Annotated in this window: 18 protein-coding genes; 12 read left to right on the forward strand and 6 right to left on the reverse strand. The window is 31.2% G+C overall.

Features of this window, described 5'->3' with window-relative positions; translation table 11 throughout:
• Window positions 1-80: 80 nt before the first annotated feature.
• The 6 genes from rpmB to AABL81_RS08315 all read left to right on the forward strand — a co-directional run bounded on the left by rpmB (window position 81) and on the right by AABL81_RS08315 (window position 2,527).
• Window positions 81-317 carry a 50S ribosomal protein L28 gene (gene rpmB / locus AABL81_RS08290; RefSeq protein WP_010250743.1) on the forward strand — a complete coding sequence of 79 codons (237 nt, stop codon included), beginning with the start codon at window positions 81-83 and terminating at the stop codon, window positions 315-317.
• Between the two features lie 26 nt (window positions 318-343).
• A complete protein-coding gene (rpmG, locus tag AABL81_RS08295) occupies window positions 344-526 on the forward strand; it encodes a 50S ribosomal protein L33 (RefSeq protein WP_090409327.1) in 183 nt (60 codons plus the stop codon).
• 9 nt (window positions 527-535) lie between these two features.
• Window positions 536-688: a DUF4295 domain-containing protein gene (locus AABL81_RS08300; RefSeq protein WP_006260302.1), complete on the forward strand. Its 153-nt coding sequence runs from the start codon at window positions 536-538 to the stop codon at window positions 686-688.
• Window positions 689-819: 131 nt separating this feature from the next.
• Window positions 820-1,773 carry a signal recognition particle-docking protein FtsY gene (gene ftsY, locus AABL81_RS08305; protein WP_090409324.1) on the forward strand — a complete coding sequence of 318 codons (954 nt, stop codon included), beginning with the start codon at window positions 820-822 and terminating at the stop codon, window positions 1,771-1,773.
• A gap of 5 nt (window positions 1,774-1,778) precedes the next feature.
• The gene (locus AABL81_RS08310; protein ID WP_158209334.1) at window positions 1,779-2,210 is read left to right on the forward strand and encodes a hypothetical protein; all 432 of its coding nucleotides are present in this window, start codon (window positions 1,779-1,781) and stop codon (window positions 2,208-2,210) included.
• 5 nt (window positions 2,211-2,215) lie between these two features.
• Complete coding sequence (locus tag AABL81_RS08315) at window positions 2,216-2,527, forward strand: DUF721 domain-containing protein (protein WP_090409318.1); 312 nt, start codon at window positions 2,216-2,218, stop codon at window positions 2,525-2,527.
• A 166-nt stretch (window positions 2,528-2,693) separates the two neighbouring features.
• On the opposite strand, the gene AABL81_RS08320 is transcribed toward AABL81_RS08315, so the two are convergent.
• From AABL81_RS08320 to recF, 4 genes are all read right to left on the reverse strand, one after another.
• Window positions 2,694-3,269 carry an RNA polymerase sigma factor gene (locus tag AABL81_RS08320; protein ID WP_341340802.1) on the reverse strand — a complete coding sequence of 192 codons (576 nt, stop codon included), beginning with the start codon at window positions 3,267-3,269 and terminating at the stop codon, window positions 2,694-2,696.
• Window positions 3,266-4,372: a glycosyltransferase gene (locus AABL81_RS08325; protein ID WP_158209323.1), complete on the reverse strand. Its 1,107-nt coding sequence runs from the start codon at window positions 4,370-4,372 to the stop codon at window positions 3,266-3,268. Before AABL81_RS08325 ends, AABL81_RS08320 begins: the two co-directional genes overlap by 4 nt.
• Before the next feature lie 65 nt (window positions 4,373-4,437).
• On the reverse strand, window positions 4,438-5,451 hold the full coding sequence (gene murB, locus AABL81_RS08330; RefSeq protein ID WP_341340803.1) for a UDP-N-acetylmuramate dehydrogenase: 1,014 nt from the start codon (window positions 5,449-5,451) through the stop codon (window positions 4,438-4,440).
• A 17-nt stretch (window positions 5,452-5,468) separates the two neighbouring features.
• Window positions 5,469-6,563 (reverse strand): DNA replication/repair protein RecF, encoded by a 1,095-nt coding sequence (gene recF / locus AABL81_RS08335; protein ID WP_158209321.1) that lies wholly within the window; start codon window positions 6,561-6,563, stop codon window positions 5,469-5,471.
• A 134-nt stretch (window positions 6,564-6,697) separates the two neighbouring features.
• Between recF and AABL81_RS08340 the strand changes: the two genes are divergently transcribed.
• From AABL81_RS08340 to AABL81_RS08365, 6 genes are all read left to right on the forward strand, one after another.
• On the forward strand, window positions 6,698-7,483 hold the full coding sequence (locus tag AABL81_RS08340) for a tetratricopeptide repeat protein (protein WP_158209320.1): 786 nt from the start codon (window positions 6,698-6,700) through the stop codon (window positions 7,481-7,483).
• Between the two features lies 1 nt (window position 7,484).
• Window positions 7,485-7,973, forward strand: a complete 489-nt coding sequence (ribH, locus tag AABL81_RS08345) for a 6,7-dimethyl-8-ribityllumazine synthase (RefSeq protein ID WP_341340804.1) — start codon at window positions 7,485-7,487, stop codon at window positions 7,971-7,973.
• Window positions 7,974-8,144: 171 nt separating this feature from the next.
• Entirely contained in the window at window positions 8,145-10,331 is a 2,187-nt protein-coding gene (mutL, locus tag AABL81_RS08350; protein ID WP_158209318.1) for a DNA mismatch repair endonuclease MutL, read from the forward strand.
• Window positions 10,331-11,080 (forward strand): rhomboid family intramembrane serine protease, encoded by a 750-nt coding sequence (locus AABL81_RS08355; RefSeq protein ID WP_341340826.1) that lies wholly within the window; start codon window positions 10,331-10,333, stop codon window positions 11,078-11,080. Before mutL ends, AABL81_RS08355 begins: the two co-directional genes overlap by 1 nt.
• Window positions 11,080-11,928: a rhomboid family intramembrane serine protease gene (locus tag AABL81_RS08360; protein WP_341340805.1), complete on the forward strand. Its 849-nt coding sequence runs from the start codon at window positions 11,080-11,082 to the stop codon at window positions 11,926-11,928. Before AABL81_RS08355 ends, AABL81_RS08360 begins: the two co-directional genes overlap by 1 nt.
• Before the next feature lie 6 nt (window positions 11,929-11,934).
• Window positions 11,935-12,978: an endonuclease/exonuclease/phosphatase family protein gene (locus AABL81_RS08365; protein ID WP_341340806.1), complete on the forward strand. Its 1,044-nt coding sequence runs from the start codon at window positions 11,935-11,937 to the stop codon at window positions 12,976-12,978.
• A gap of 46 nt (window positions 12,979-13,024) precedes the next feature.
• On the opposite strand, the gene AABL81_RS08370 is transcribed toward AABL81_RS08365, so the two are convergent.
• Both AABL81_RS08370 and gldJ read right to left on the reverse strand, forming a co-directional pair.
• Window positions 13,025-14,323, reverse strand: coding sequence for a UDP-N-acetylmuramoyl-tripeptide--D-alanyl-D-alanine ligase (locus tag AABL81_RS08370; protein ID WP_341340807.1), 1,299 nt, complete (start codon window positions 14,321-14,323; stop codon window positions 13,025-13,027).
• A 67-nt stretch (window positions 14,324-14,390) separates the two neighbouring features.
• Window positions 14,391-15,911 (reverse strand): gliding motility lipoprotein GldJ, encoded by a 1,521-nt coding sequence (gene gldJ / locus AABL81_RS08375; protein ID WP_158209314.1) that lies wholly within the window; start codon window positions 15,909-15,911, stop codon window positions 14,391-14,393.
• Between the last annotated feature and the right edge of the window lie 613 nt (window positions 15,912-16,524).

Genomic DNA, 16,524 nt, shown 5'->3' on the forward strand with positions numbered 1-16,524 from the left:
TAAAAAGTTTTTGTAAAATAATTTTCTTTTTCGTTACTTTGCACCCTGATTTTGAATATTGAAATAAAAGATAAGAAATAATGTCAAGAGTTTGTGAAATTACTGGTAAAAGAGCAATGGTTGGAAACAACGTTTCTCACGCGATGAATAAAACTAAGAGAAAGTTTTCTGTAAACTTAGTTAAAAAACGTTTCTACATTGCTGAAGAAGACAGATGGGTAACATTGAAATTATCAACGTCTGCATTAAAAACAATTAATAAAAAAGGTATTACTGCTGTGTTGAAAGATGCAAAAGTAAAGGGATTAGTAAAATAATCTGAGACCATAAAAAATAGAATACGATGGCAAAGAAAGGTAACAGAATTCAAGTAATCTTAGAGTGTACAGAACATAAAGCATCTGGTTTACCAGGGACTTCAAGATACATCACGACTAAGAATAAGAAGAATACTCCAGATAGATTGGAAATCAAAAAATTCAATCCTATCATGAAGAAAGTAACATTACACAAAGAAATTAAATAATTAGTAGTCATGGCAAAGAAAACCGTAGCAACTTTAAGAACATCTTCTAAAAAGTTGACTAAAGCAATCAAAATGGTTAAATCTCCAAAGACAGGTGCTTACACATTCGTTGAGGCTGTTATGGCTCCTGATTTCGTAGATGATTTCTTAAACAAGAAATAATTTTACCATTATAAAATCTTGAAAAAAGCTGTCCATTCGACAGCTTTTTTTTTATTATATCTATTTTGTTTTTGCACCTATTTTCAGGATGGTAATTATTCTTTATATTTGTGTAAGTTAATAACGTAATTATGGGTTTTTTCAAAAAGCTATTTTCTTCAGAGAAGAAGGAAACTTTAGATAAAGGTTTAGAAAAGTCTAAATCTTCTTTTTTTTCAAAGCTTACTAAAGCAGTTGCAGGTAAGTCAAAAGTTGACGATGATGTACTTGATAATTTAGAAGAGATACTTGTTTCATCTGATGTTGGAGTTAATACAACTTTAAAAGTTATAGAACGTATTGAAGAACGTGTTTCGCGTGATAAATATGTTGGAACAGATGAATTAAATAAAATTCTGAGAGAAGAGATCGCAAGTTTGTTATCTGAAACAAAATCAGGTGAATCTACAGAGTTTGAAGTACCTAAAGATAAAAAGCCTTATGTTTTAATGGTGGTGGGGGTAAATGGTGTTGGTAAAACAACTACCATTGGAAAACTTGCTTACCAATTTAAAAAGGCTGGTTTAAAGGTTGTTCTTGGAGCAGCTGATACGTTTAGAGCAGCGGCAATTGATCAGTTACAAGTTTGGGCAGATAGAGTTGATGTTCCGATTGTTAAACAACAAATGGGAAGTGATCCTGCTTCTGTTGCATTTGATACGTTACAATCAGCAGTTAATCAAGGGGCCGATGTTGTAATTATTGATACAGCTGGGCGTTTACACAATAAGGTAAACTTGATGAACGAGTTGACAAAAGTTAAACGTGTAATGCAGAAAGTTGTTGGTGATGCGCCACACGATGTAATGTTAGTTTTAGATGGATCTACAGGACAAAATGCTTTTGAACAAGCAAAACAATTTACTGCTGCGACTGAGGTAACTTCATTAGCAGTAACTAAATTAGATGGAACAGCAAAAGGTGGTGTTGTAATCGGTATTTCTGATCAATTTCAAATTCCAGTAAAATATATTGGGGTTGGAGAAGGTATTGAAGATTTACAAGTGTTCAATAAGTACGAATTTGTTGATTCATTTTTTAAATAATAGATATGCGTAAGATATTATTTAGTGTTATTTTTAGTACATTACTATTGTTAGTTGGATGTGGTAAAGAGATCAAACAGGCTGACTTAGTATTGGTAAATGGTTACTGGGAAATTGAGAAAGCGAAATTACCAGATGGTGCTGAGAAAGATTATACCGTGAATGGAACGATCGATTACTTTGAGGTTGATAGTTTAGGAGTTGGATTTCGTCAAAAGGTAATGCCTCAGTTTAATGGTGAGTTTTTGACAAATGATGTTCCTGAGCAATTGGTCATTTTAAATGAAGAAGGGAAAACACTATTTTCATATAAGACTGATTTTTCTGAGTGGAAAGAAGAATTAGTTAAATTAAGTGAGAAAGAATTAGTGGTTAAAAATGAGAATAATATCATTTACTATTATAAGAAAGCTGATCCGGTAAGTGTAAAAAAATAATTATCGTGAAAAAATTTGAAGCGCAGAAGCGACTTAGAGAAGAAAGTAGTATTCAAGATATTCTGAAGATAATAATCAAAGAGAATAAGTTGGATTATGGTATCAATTCTCTTGATGTTCGCGAAGCTTGGCGTAATTTATTAGGGCCTGGTATTGCGAATTATACTTTAGATATTATTTTGAAACGGGATGTATTATATGTGGCTTTATCCTCTCCAATTGTAAGGGAAGAGCTGACATATGGTAAAAGTAAAATTATAAAAATGATTAATGAAGAGTTAAGACGCGATGTTATACGCGATATAATTTTTCGTTAGTACTGATATAAAAACAAAAAAAACGTCTGTAATTATTTATTACAGACGTTTTTTTTGTTTTTATATAGTTTAATCTTCTTGATTAGTTTAATCTGAAAGAAGAGTTGTGCTACAGTGTATATGTATTAATTGTAATTTTATAGGAAAGCTTTTATAACCTTTAGGCTTATAAATTGAAATTGTGATCTATTTGTTTTAAAATAATCTCCGCTAAAAGCTTTTTAGCACGCATTATTTTGACTTTAACATTGTTAAGTGGTTCGTTTAGGACTTCAGAGATTTCGTTGTAAGAAAGCTCTTGAAAGAAGCGTAGTTCAATTACTTCTTGATAGTGTGGTTTTAAAAGCTTAATGTAGTTCTTAAAAATAGCTAAGTTCTGTTCCTTTATTAATTTGTCTTCTATATTTGAAGTGTCGTCAACAATGTTGCTGTATTCAGAATTGTATTCGTCATTAAGATCAACAAATGACATATTTTTTCGTTTGCGTATCATATCGATATGAACATTTTTTGCGATTGAAATAAGCCAAGTGTTAAATGCAAATTCAGGTTTATAACTATTTATACTTGAAAATGCTTTAGAGAAAGTCTCAATTGTAATATCTTCACTGTCTGCTTCATTAGCGGATCTTTTAAGGATATAATTATAGACTTCAGACCAATAGAAATTTAGTAAGAAAGTGAAGGCTGTTTGATCACCTTTTTGTGCTGCTTCGATATTTTGTGGTACTAAGTCTTTCAAATCTTTTTTCTTGATATAAAGTGTGTAACACTATAGTAAGTAGACATAAAAATATGAATTATTTCTAATATTGGAAGTGTCCACAGTAGATCTTTGTTTGCAAAAAGTTTAAAAAGCTTTGCATTGTATATATATATTAGGATATATCTAAAAATAAAAAGTCCTACTACTATTTCTATTTGATGTAAAAAAGAAACTAATACAGCAAACGATATAAAGAATAATACACGACAAAAGTTGAAGAATCTAACTTTTATATTATTTATCGTTTTCGAATTTTTAAGTAGTAAATCGTTGTTTTTAAGCTGTTTTTTCCAAGTTGAGAATTTATTGTCACTTTCAGTGATTACAAAACTATCGGGATGTATTGCAGCAGCTGTATTTCTACTTGTACCGATTTGATTTATAAAAGCATATTCGTCTCCAAAAGGTGTTTTCATATGCTCAATAAAACCATTTACTTTAAAGAATAACTCTTTGTTATAAGCTTGATTTTGTGCGTTACCGTGAAAAGGTTTACCCAAAGCGGCCCAAGAAAATAAGTTTATAGATTTAAACATATTTTGATAGCGCATTAGTTTGTTCAGAAAAGACTTTTTCTTTTTTAATATGCTTGTATGTCCAATTACAACTTTCTTTTTGGTAGAGAAGTTACTTGTTAAGCTTGCCAACCAATTTAGGTTTGCTGGCATTACAGTAGGATCGACAAAAACATAACGATCATAAGATGTTACTTTTATTCCTAAAGTTAATGCGTATTTTTTGTTGCCCCAGAAAGCCTCATTATTAGCTACATTAACTAATTTGGCATTAGGAAATTGTCTTTCAAACGATTCAAGTATATCTAAGCTGTTATCTTCTGAAGCATTATTTACTAAGATAATTTCAAATTGTGGGTAATTTTGATTGATTAAAGAAGTTAAGAAAGTTGTAAGCTTTTCTTCTTGGTCTTTAATGTAAACAATAACAGATACAGGTTCGTAATCAATTGATTTTTTGTTAGAAGTTTGAGACGTAAAAGCCAAACGACTATAAACAATAACATATTGTAAAAATTCAATTATTAAGACTGCAATAAATAGGTAAAATAATATTGTTAGCATAGTAAAATCCCTTCAAAATAGAGGTATGCAAATGTACAATTTTCTATAAGAATTAAATAAGTTTTTTAAAAGATGTTAACCTCTGCTGATATGCTGATGTTGAATACTTTTTTTACTTCATTTTGAACGGTTTGTGAAAGCTTTTTTATTTGTTCACCAGTCGCTTTTCCGTAATTAACCAAAACCAGAGCTTGTAGGTTATGTACACCAGCATCACCAATGCGATAACCTTTGAACCCCACTTTTTCAATTAACCATCCAGCAGGTATTTTAACTTCAGCATCATTCAAAATATAATGAGGCATTGTAGGGTAAATACTGTGAAGGTGATTAAATGTTTCAGTTGATACTATTGGGTTTTTAAAAAAGCTTCCGCTATTTCCTATTTCTTTAGGGTCAGGTAATTTACTTTGTCTAATGCGAATGACAGCTTTGCTTATGTCTTGGATAGTTGGTACTGTAATACTTTCTAAATCTAACTCTTTTTGAATAGCGCCGTATTCCACTTTTAAATTGTGGTTGTTTTTCGTCAATTTGAATGTTACAGACGTGATAATATATTGGTCTTTTAGACTATTTTTAAAAATACTTTCTCTATAAGCGAATTCACAATCTTTATTGGAAAACTCTTCTATAGCTAACGTTTTTACGTTTAAAGCTTTACAACTATGTAGGGTGTCCTTAACTTCAACTCCATAAGCACCAATGTTTTGAATAGGAGTAGTACCAACATTACCAGGAATTAACGAAAGATTTTCAATTCCTCCAAAGTCGTGTGCTAAAGTCCATAAGACAAATTCGTGCCAGTTTTCACCAGCTTGAGCCTCTACAAGTACATAATCTTCGTTGTTTTCAACTACCTCAATCCCTTTTAAGTTCAACTTAACAACTATTTTGTTTACATCAGTAGTCAGTAACATATTACTACCTCCGCCTAAAATAAATAGCTTTTGACTATCATTAGCCTTCACTATTTCTTTCAAGTCGGTTAGGTTATTAACTTCAACGAAGTATTTTGCTTTTACGTCTAAACCAAAAGTGTTATAGGGTTTTAATGATATGTTTTCAAGGATTTTCATGAGGTAATTGGTTTAATTTATTCTTCGTTTTGTTGTATTTTGAAAATTTCAAAATCTTGATGTATACTGTTCAATAAGCTTTCAGTTCTTTCTACGTGAGTATCTGAAATGAACAGTTGTCCAAAAGTGTCTAAATTTACTAATTCTAATATCTTTCGCACTCTATTTTCGTCTAATTTATCGAAAATATCATCAAAAAGAAGAATAGGAGCAACTCCCCTGTATTCTTTTAAAAAGTCAAATTGTGCTAATTTTAAAGCAATCAAGAATGATTTCTGTTGTCCTTGAGAACCAAATTTTTTTATAGGATGACCTTTTAGTTCAAATGACAAGTCGTCTTTATGTATTCCAACTGATGTGTATTGTAAAATTCTATCTTTAGCTAAAAACTCGTTGAATAGCTCCATCATAGACATATTGTCTAATTGTGTTTCGTAAGAAAGAGTAACTTCATCTTTATCCTCAGTAATTAACTTGTGATAACGGTTAAAAATAGGAGTAAATTGAGTAATAAACTCTTTTCTTTTAATGTGAATAGGATGAGCTAATTCAGCTATTTGTTCGTTGTAAACTTCAAGCGTTTCTCTGTCAAAATATTGATTCTGAGCAAAGCTTTTTAACAGTGCATTTCGCTGAGTAATGAGTTTTTGATATTGTATCAAATATTGCAAATAGGTATTATCCATTTGTGAGATAACACTATCGATAAACTTTCGGCGTGTTTCACTTCCTTCCGTAATTAAATCACTATCAGAAGGAGAAATAATAACCAATGGAATAAAGCCAAAATGGTCAGAAAAGCGTTCGTAGTTTTTACTGTTTCTTTTAAGAATTTTCTTTTGCCCTTTTTTTAAACTACAAACAATATGTTCGTCTTTATCGTCTTTGACAAAAGTTCCATCAATAACAAAAAAGTCTTCATTGTGTCTGATATTTTGTAAGGCAATTGGGTTGAAATAACTCTTCCCGTATGCCATATAATATATCGCGTCCAATATATTAGTTTTCCCCACGCCATTTAAGCCAACAAAACAGTTGATTCGTTGGTTAAAAGTGAAGGTTTTGTCACTAATATTTTTAAAATTTAAGAGGTTTAATTTTTTTAAATACACGTAGTTATTAGGTTTTTTAACGTTTTCAAGAGTGCTTTATGAAATTTCGGTGCAAATTATCAAAAATATAAATAGAAAGCACTTTTATATTACAATAAAAATCCTATTTTTGCGACTCATTAAACTTTGTATACATGGCAACTTATAATAAAAGAGGTTATAAAGCTCCTAAACCAGAACAAGAACAAGAAGCTAATGAGTTCGATCAATATAACAATGTAGATACTGCAAATAGTACTACGGCTGAAGTATTTAACACTTTAGACGAGCGTGCTAATAAAGTTGAAAATTGGGCAGTACGTAATCAAAAAGCAATTTTTGGTATTGTTGGTGCAATTGCATTAGCAACTATGGGATATATTGGATATGATAAATTTGTTGTTGAGCCTAAAAATGACGATGCTGCAAATGAAATGTTCCAAGCTCAGTCATACTACAACAATGCTTTAATGAATACGGAAGAGAGAGAGTCTATGTTTAATCTTGCCTTAGAAGGTGGAGAAGGGAAATTAGGTTTCTTAGGTATTATTGAAAACTATAAAGGTACTGAGTCTGCAAATTTAGCACATTACTATGCTGGTACTTCTTACTTGAACAAAGGAGAATATCAAAAAGCAATTGAGCATTTAGAGAAATTTAAAAGTAAAGACCAATTATTAGGTGCTTTAGCTTTAGGTGCTATTGGTGATGCTTTTTCTGAATTAGGACAAAAAGAAGATGCTTTTGATTATTACAAAAAAGCAGCAGCTTCACAAAAGAATGATTTTACTGTTCCAAGATTTTTAAATAAGGCTGGATTAGTAGCTTTAGAATTAGGAAAGAAAGAAGAAGCAGTAAAGATTTTCACTGATATTAAAAACAACTATCAAGGTTCAGCTGAAGCAAATGGAGTTGAAGCTTTGATTGGATTAGCACAATAAAATGGCAACAGCAAATAAAAACTTATCTGAGTATAATAAAGCTACTTTACCAAATGCAAAGGATTTTAAAGTAGGTATCGTTGTATCAGAATGGAATGATGAAATTACAAACGGATTATACAAAGGAGCAGAAGCAGCATTATTAGATTGCGGAATGCTTCAAGAAAATATAGTTCGTTGGAATGTGCCAGGAAGTTTTGAGTTGATTTTCGGAGCAAAGAAAATGATTGAAGTGGATGATGAACTTGACGCAGTTATCGTAATGGGATGCGTTATTAAAGGGGAAACAATGCACTTTGAATTTGTTTGTGAAGGAGTTACTCAAGGAATTAAAGATTTGAATTTGATTTCTGCAATTCCAGTTATTTTCTGTGTTCTTACAGATAATAAAATAGAACAATCATTAGCAAGAAGCGGTGGTGAGCATGGTAATAAAGGTACCGAAGCTGCTGTTGCTGCATTGAAAATGATTGAATTGAATAGAAGATAAATAGAAGTACTATCTATTGAAAATAAAAAAAACCTGTAAAAGAAATTTTACAGGTTTTTTTATTTTAGAATAAATTACAATTGAGAAATAGTAAAGGCGATTATATTTCTTTAAATTTGTTTTTCGGATAAAATATTTCGTAATAAACACTAAAAAAGCTTAAGCAAATAAATGTCAGATATAATTCGTTTACTGCCGGACCATGTAGCGAATCAGATCGCCGCAGGAGAAGTTGTTCAACGACCAGCTTCTGTTGTGAAAGAACTGATTGAGAATGCAGTTGATGCTGGTGCGACAGAAATTAAATTAATTTTAAAGGAGGCAGGAAAAACCTTAATACAGGTTATAGATAATGGAAAAGGAATGAGTGATGTAGATGCAAGAATGGCGTTTGAACGACATGCTACATCAAAGATTTCTAAAGCAGAGGATTTGTTTGCATTGAGTACTAAGGGATTTAGAGGCGAGGCATTAGCTTCAATTGCCGCTATTGCTCATGTTGAACTAAAAACTCGTTTACATTCAGCTGAGTTAGGTACACATCTTGTCATAGAAGGAACTAAACTTATCAGTCAAGAGGTAGCGGTTGTCCCTTGTGGTACGTCATTTTCAGTAAAGAATTTATTTTTTAATATACCAGCACGTCGTAATTTTCTTAAATCAGATAATGTAGAGTTAAGAAATATTATAGACGAGTTTGAACGTATAGTATTAGTTCATAATAACATTCATTTTTCGTTGATTCACAACGGAAGTGAGGTCTTTAATTTAGTTCCTACAAATTTAAGACAACGAATTGTAAGTGTTTTCGGAGTAAGAACTAATGAAAAGTTAGTTCCTATTAACGAAACCACAGAGATCGTTGAAGTGACTGGGTTCGTTGGAAAACCTGAATTTGCAAAGAAGAGTAGGGGCGAACAGTTTTTCTTTGTAAATGATCGTTTTGTAAAAAGTGGTTATTTACACCACGCTATTTTGGCAGCCTATGAAGGGTTGTTGAAAGAGGGTACACACCCAAGCTATTTTATTTACTTTAATGTTCCACCTGATTCAATAGATATTAATATTCATCCTACAAAAACAGAAGTTAAGTTTGATGATGAACAAGCTTTGTATAGTATATTAAGATCAATAATAAAACACAGTTTGGGACAGTTTAATGTCGCTCCTTTGTTAGATTTTCAAAGAGATTCAACGTTGGATACTCCGTATGATTATGAAGGGACAGAGGCAACAACTCCAACAATAGAGGTTGATAGAAACTTCAACCCTTTTCATAGAGAAATAGCTAATGAAACAGATAGGTTTGAATATAATCCTTTTGAGCATAGTGCAGAAGGATTTATTAAGTCAAATATCAGTAATATAGAGTCAAGTCCTTTTATAGATTCGATTGAAAGCAAAGGAAATTTATCAGAAGCTAATTATTTAGAAAGTCTTGAAGGATCTAAAAATATAGTAGAGCACGAACGATTTATTGATGTAATTGAAAGTAAAGGTAATGATGATGCTTTTTCAAGTAATGTGGAAGATAATTTTGATGATGGTTTTGTAATTGCATCAAAAGGTAATGATAGTTTTGAATATGAATCTAAGTTTAGTAAAGGATCATCAGCATCGAATTTTACTAAGAGAGACAATAATACACTGTCGTCTAAAAGTAATATAGCTGGATGGGAAAGTATGTATGAGGGCTTAAAGTCTTCTGCAAACGACTTAGATGTTTCCAATATAAAATTAGAAAGTGATTTTGTTACAGGAAATTTATTTGAAAATAGTAAAGACGAAAACAGTGGTGTTAAACGTTTTCAAATAAATAGAAAATATATTGTAAGTCCAATAAAGTCAGGTATGGTTGTAATAGACCAAGGAAGGGCGCATCAGCGTATTTTGTATGAAAAGTTTATGGAAAATATTAGAGTGCAACAAGCGTCATCGCAACAGTTGTTATTTCCTTTGACTTTGTACTATGCACCTTTTGAAATTGAGATGTTACGAGAGTTACAACCTTTATTGAAACAAACGGGGTTTGGTTTTGAGAATATTGCCCAAGAGTTTGTGGTTATATCTGGATTACCAGTCAATGTTGCAGAAAGTGAAGCATCAATTGTATTAGAAGATTTAATTGCAGATTTTCAAGATGGTGTTCCTCCTACAACTTTAGGACAAAGTGATCGTATTGCAAAATCTTTGGCACATAGTTTGGCAGTTAAAAATGGTACAGTGTTAAATGAGGAAGAACAAGAAGAAATTGTAAATTCATTATTTGCTTGTAAAGAACCTAATATTTCACCTTTTATGAAGCCTACTTTTATTACAATGAAGGTAGAAGATATAGAAAAAAAATTCGCATTATGATGAGAATAACAGAGACAGTAAAACATTTAATTATAGTTAATATAATCTTTTTTGTAGCAAGTTTTTTAGTGCCTGCTATGCAAGGATTATTTGCTATGTATTTCGTAGAAAACCCTAATTTTTATCTTTGGCAACCTTTAACGCATATGTTTATGCACGGGGGAATGATGCATATTTTTTTCAATATGTTTGCTTTGTTCTCTTTTGGTAGTACGTTGGAGGCAATGTGGGGAGGAAAGAAGTTTTTAATATTTTACTTGCTTTGTGGTTTTGGAGCAGCAATATTGCATACTGGGGTTAATTATATAACAATACAATCAGCTATGTCAACTTTGGTTGATAGTGGTTTTAATAAAGGTGATATATTAAGCTTACTAAGTGAAGGAAAGTACGATTTAAGATGGGGAGGAATTTTAGGAGAAGGACAATTAATGAATTTTTTATCTGCATTTAATACTCCTGTAGTGGGAGCTTCTGGAGCGATATATGGTTTACTTGTAGCATTTGCCTTTATGTTTCCAAATGCAGAGTTGATGATGATGTTTGTACCAGTTCCTGTAAAAGCAAAATATTTTGTACCTGGTATTTTATTGTTAGACTTATATGGAGGTGTAAGTGGTGGATTTAGTCTATTTGGTGGAGGTTCTGGTATTGCGCATTTCGCTCATATTGGAGGAGCATTGATGGGCTTTATTTTAATGGATTATTGGAAGAAAAGACAATTTAGACAAAATCGTTGGGATTTATAATGAATAAAATATTTAAAGATTTAGTCAGTAATTATAAGAATGGTGGTGTTGTGCAGAAACTTATATTCTGGAATATATGTATTTCTGTGTTTATGTTTGTACTCGAATTTTTGTTTTCATCACTGTATAGTATAGTGTTTCCATGGCTTGTTTTGTCTGGTAATTTGTCCTTTTCTGTTTTAAAACCGTGGACATTGCTTACTTATGCTTTTGTACACGCAGGAGTAATTCATTTGCTGTTTAATCTGATTGTTTTATTTTTCGTAGGACAATTATTTAATACATATTTTACAAGTAAGCAGTTTTTAACTGTTTATTTATTAGGAGCTGTTTTTGGAGGACTATTTTTTGTAATTGGTTCACAGTTTTTAAATACTGGTAGTGTTTTAGTAGGAGCTTCTGCTGCTGTAATGGCACCATTAATTGGTTTAGCTGTATTTTCACCAAGAATGAATGTTAGATTGGCTCTGATTGGGAATGTACAATTGTGGCATATAGCTTTGTTTATCATTGTACTTGATGTGATTCAGTTGTCTACTTCAAATGTAGGTGGACATTTAGCACACTTAGGTGGGGCGGTATTAGGAGTGTTGTATATTAAGTTATTGCAAAGAGGGTTTGATTTAAGTATTATATTTGATAGGATTGCTAATTTGTTCAAACAAAAAAAAGGCACTAATTTTAGAAAAGTTTATGTCAATAAAGAACAAAAGAAAAGTAAGAACTCTTTTCCTGAAGAGGGGAGTAAACAAGAGAAAATAGATTTGATTTTAGATAAAATTAGTAAGTCAGGATATGAAAGTTTAACTAAAGAAGAAAAAGACTTTTTATTTAGAGCTGGAAAATAACAGATTATGAAGGATCTTTCGTGGTTTAATAAAGTAGTTTATGGTGGAAATATACTGGTGGCAATTTTGTCTCTGGTAGGATATTTTTTGCCTTTTTTGGCACCAAAACTATTTCCATTGCTATCTGTTTTTACGTTGATTCTACCTTTGTTTTTAATAATCAATTTGGTTTTTCTATTCTATTGGTTGATCCAAATGAAGCGCCAGATTTGGTTGTCAGTAATGATTTTAATTTTAGGGATAACTTTTATAACAAAGTTTTATAAGTTTTCCGGAAGAAATGAAGTTGTTACAAAAGAGGAGTTTACATTAATGAGTTATAATGTAAGGTTGTTTAATCTTTTTGATTGGATTCCTGGAGTTGATGTATCATCAAAGATAAAAGAGTTTGTTGATTTACACGATCCTGATGTATTGTGTTTTCAGGAGTTTTCTAAGAATACTAATCTTAGATTTAAGCAATATCCATATAAGTTTATTACATCACATGGTAATAAGATAAAGACAGGGCAAGCTATCTATTCAAAATACAGGATAATAGATAAGGGAGAAATAAATCTTCCGAGTTCTAATAACAATGTTGTGTTTGCTGATATTTTGAAAGATCAAGATACTATTAGAGTTTACAGTATCCATCTTCAATCGATTAGTATAAGTCCTGATATACATGAAAAGATAGATGAGGCAAAGTCAAAAATGATCATTAATAGAATTGCTAAAGCATTTAAAGAGCAACAGGTTCAATCTGAATTAGTACGTTCTCATATGAATGATGTGTCAATTCCTAAGATTATTTGTGGAGATATGAATAATAGTGCTTTTTCATATGTATATCGAAATATTAAGGGAGATTTGAACGACGCTTTCGTTGAAGCGGGGAAAGGATTTGGTAAGAGTTACGATTTTTCTTATTATCCTATGCGTATCGATTATGTGTTTGTTGATAAAAGAATTCAAGTTAAGTCGTTTGAAACTTTTGATAAGTTTAAAAACTCGGATCACTTTCCACTAATAACGAGGTTAGAGATTAAAAAAGTTGAAGAGAAATAATCATATAAAAAAAGACGCTTTATATAAAGCGTCTTTTTTTATATGATTAAATTAAATCTAATACTCTTTCTAAAGCAATTCCTCTTGAACCTTTAATCAAGAAAAGTTTGTCTTGAAAACTTATTTTATTTTCATTTATAAACGCTTTGAATTTGTCAAAAGTTTCAAAGAATTTTATATTTTGATTTTTAATTGTGTTAGAAGTCTTGTAGAATTCAGTTCCAATAAAGTAAATAGTGTTTGTAGAATCTTCTGAAAAGCGTGCTACAATAGATTTATGCTCTTTGTTACTTTCTTTTCCTAATTCTCTCATATCTCCCAATACATAGACTTTCTCTCTTTTATCATCTAATAGTGCAAAGTTTTCTAAGACAGCCTCCATACTACTTGGATTAGCATTATATGCATCAAGTAAAATGCTATTTGTATTTTTAGTAATCCATTGCGAGCGATTATTGGTAGGATTGTAATTACAAATTGCTTCTTTAATTTCTTCTGTAGGTACATTAAAGAATTTACCAATTGAAATTGCAGCTGCTATATTAGTAGTATTGTATATTCCTGTTAGATTAGAGTTAAAAGTTGTGTTTTCAAATACCACAGTTGCATTTGGTTGTGCATTATAACCTTGAATAGTTACATCAGCTGTTTCTTCAATCCCAAATGTATATCTGTTAAATGTAATTGTCTTTGCGTCTTGTCTTGGATCATCAATATTCACAAAAGCAGTTTTATGATGATCTTCTAAATAATCATACATTTCACTTTTAGCTTTAATAACACCTTCAAAACCACCAAAACCTTCTAAATGGGCTTTTCCAAAGTTTGTGATATAGCCAAAGTCAGGATCAGTTATTTCACAAAGTTGAGCTATTTCTTGCTTGTGATTAGCTCCCATTTCAACAATACCAATATCTGTTTCTTCATCGAATGATAATAACGTTAATGGTACTCCAATATGATTATTAAGGTTTCCAATAGTAGCCTTAACATTGTATTTTTGACTTAAAACAGCTGTGATTAATTCCTTTGTAGTTGTTTTTCCATTACTACCAGTTAATGCTAAAACAGGCAAACCTAATTGTTGTCTATGGTATTTTGCTAATTGTTGTAAAGTACCTAAGGCATTAGGAACAGGAAGCATTTTTCTTGCATCAGTTACTAATTTTTTATTGTCCATTACAACATAAGCAGCTCCTTTGTTTAAAGCTTCTTGTGCAAATTCATTTGCATCAAAGTTCTCTCCTTTTAAAGCAAAGAAAAGAGAGTTTGGGCGTATGTTTCTTGTATCTGTAGAAACTCCGTCACACTGTAAAAAACATTGGTAAAGTTCTGTTATATCCATATGTCAAAAGTATAAAAAAAAGCCCTAATTTGAATTAGGGCTTTGTAAAAGAATATTATAAAAAATATTAATTTTTCGTTTTTCGTTTATCAGATTTTGGACCAACTTTAGTCATGATTAATCTAAATCCGATATAATCTGTTGCTTGATCTTCTGCATAGAATCTTCTTGTAGCAGGATCTAACCAATAAGCTCTATCTTTCCAAGAACCACCTTTTATAACTCTTGATTTATTGTCATATAAAGCTGTTTTATCATTTGTTTTAGGCTTGTCTTCAGGAGATCTACCTCCTAAACCAGTTTGAACAATTTCGTCGATAACTGCAGGGTCATAAACTTCTTGTGCTATTTGTCCTGGTAAGTTTCTAACTCTTAATTTTCCTGTAGATAGCGTGTCAAATTGTACAGATTGGTCTGTTACAATCTCAAGTTTTCCATCAGGTCCTATTTTGTTTTTGTAATAAACATTTCCTTTGTAGAAGTTGAAGTCAGTATCGTTTTGATCTACTGCAGGATCATAGACGTCTGCAACCCATTCAGCAACGTTACCTGCCATATCATATAAGCCAAAATCATTTGGAGGATATGATTTCACAGCATTTGTGATATCTCCATTATCTGTTGACCATCCAGCAATACCTCCGTAATCACCACGTCCTTGTTTAAAGTTCGCATATTTCGTGTTTTGTGGAGCTGGCTTACCTTTCTTTCTTTTTCCAGATTTATCCCAAGGATAAGTTTTACGACCTTTATAGTTATTGTACTCTCGGTTTCCGATTAAACCAATTGCAGCATATTCCCATTCTGCTTCAGTTGGAAGTCTAAACTGAGAAGTGAAAAGTCCGTAGTTTTGTGTTGCATAAAGGTTTCTATCTCCTTCACCAGCTTTGTTATCTTTACCTCTATAAACAATATCACTATTACCTCCGTATACTTGAGAAGGAGTCATTAAATAAGTGTCTGTACTAAAGTGTGCGTCAGCATATGCTTCAACAATCTTAGCATCTTTCTTTAAGTAACCAGCTTTTTCAAGTGCTAACTCATTAACACGGTCAGTACGCCATTTAGCAAAATCTGTTGCTTGTAACCAAGAAACACCAACTACAGGGTAATTTGCGTATGCTGGGTGTCTTAAATAACTCGTAATTAAAGCTTCATTAAAACCAGAAGCACTTCTCCAAACTGTTGTGTCAGGAAGAGCACTTTTATAAATCTCTTTATAAATTTCATTGTTTTGAGGGAATACAGTACGCAACCAATATAGGTACTCATTGTACATTATATTTGTTGTTTCTGTTTCATCCATATAAAAAGACTGTACGTACATCTGTTTTGGACTATTATTCCAATCAGACATAATATCATCTTGTACTTGCCCCATTGTAAATGTTCCACCTTCAACGGCAACCATCCCATTTGGAGTTTTTTGTTCGTATTTTGTGTTATATTGGAATCCTCCTTTACTATCATTAATTTTCCAACCCGTAGAAGTTGAAACGTTGCTATTTGAATTACCACAACTCGTGATACTTGCAGCAATTAATATACCGCTAAGTACTCGAAAGTTAAAAAGTCTTTTAATTCTCATCTTTATTATAATGGATATGAAATTGTACGCAATTTAGTAATTAACGTTTAATTAGCAATAATATTACCTCTATTATAAATACAAATTATCAGTATTTTGTTATTTTTTATAAATCTATCTACTATATAACGCTCATTTAAATCATCTATTGTATAGATAGATAATATTAGGCAATCAAATTTTGCTAAAAAAATCAAATACAAAGATATAGTAAATATGTACTTATTTTGTATTTGATGTAGTATATAGAGAAATAATTTAAAGGATGTTATTTTAGTTTCAATCGTTTTCTTCTTTAAAATGTAAAGTACAAGTGAAGTTTAGTAATGAATGAGAATATTTGTTATTAATTTTAACATAATGAGATGTTTTTTTGTAGGTGTTGTTTGTGGTATATTTTAGTTTTAGGTAAAAAAAATGTATAAAATAGTTTCTATTTAGTTTTTTGATATAATATTTGTATTTCTAATTAGGAAATAGTAATATTGACTTCTCGTTTTAATTGTTAATGTAATTATAAGATTAGTCGGGCTTTTTTCTTTAAGAGAAATTTTAAAAGCATATATTTACCCAACTATAGAGTCAACAATTTTAACGCTCGTTAAAAGAATAT

Source organism: Myroides sp. C1519, assembly GCF_038039755.1.
Classification (GTDB): Bacteria; Bacteroidota; Bacteroidia; order Flavobacteriales; family Flavobacteriaceae; genus Flavobacterium; species Flavobacterium phaeum_A.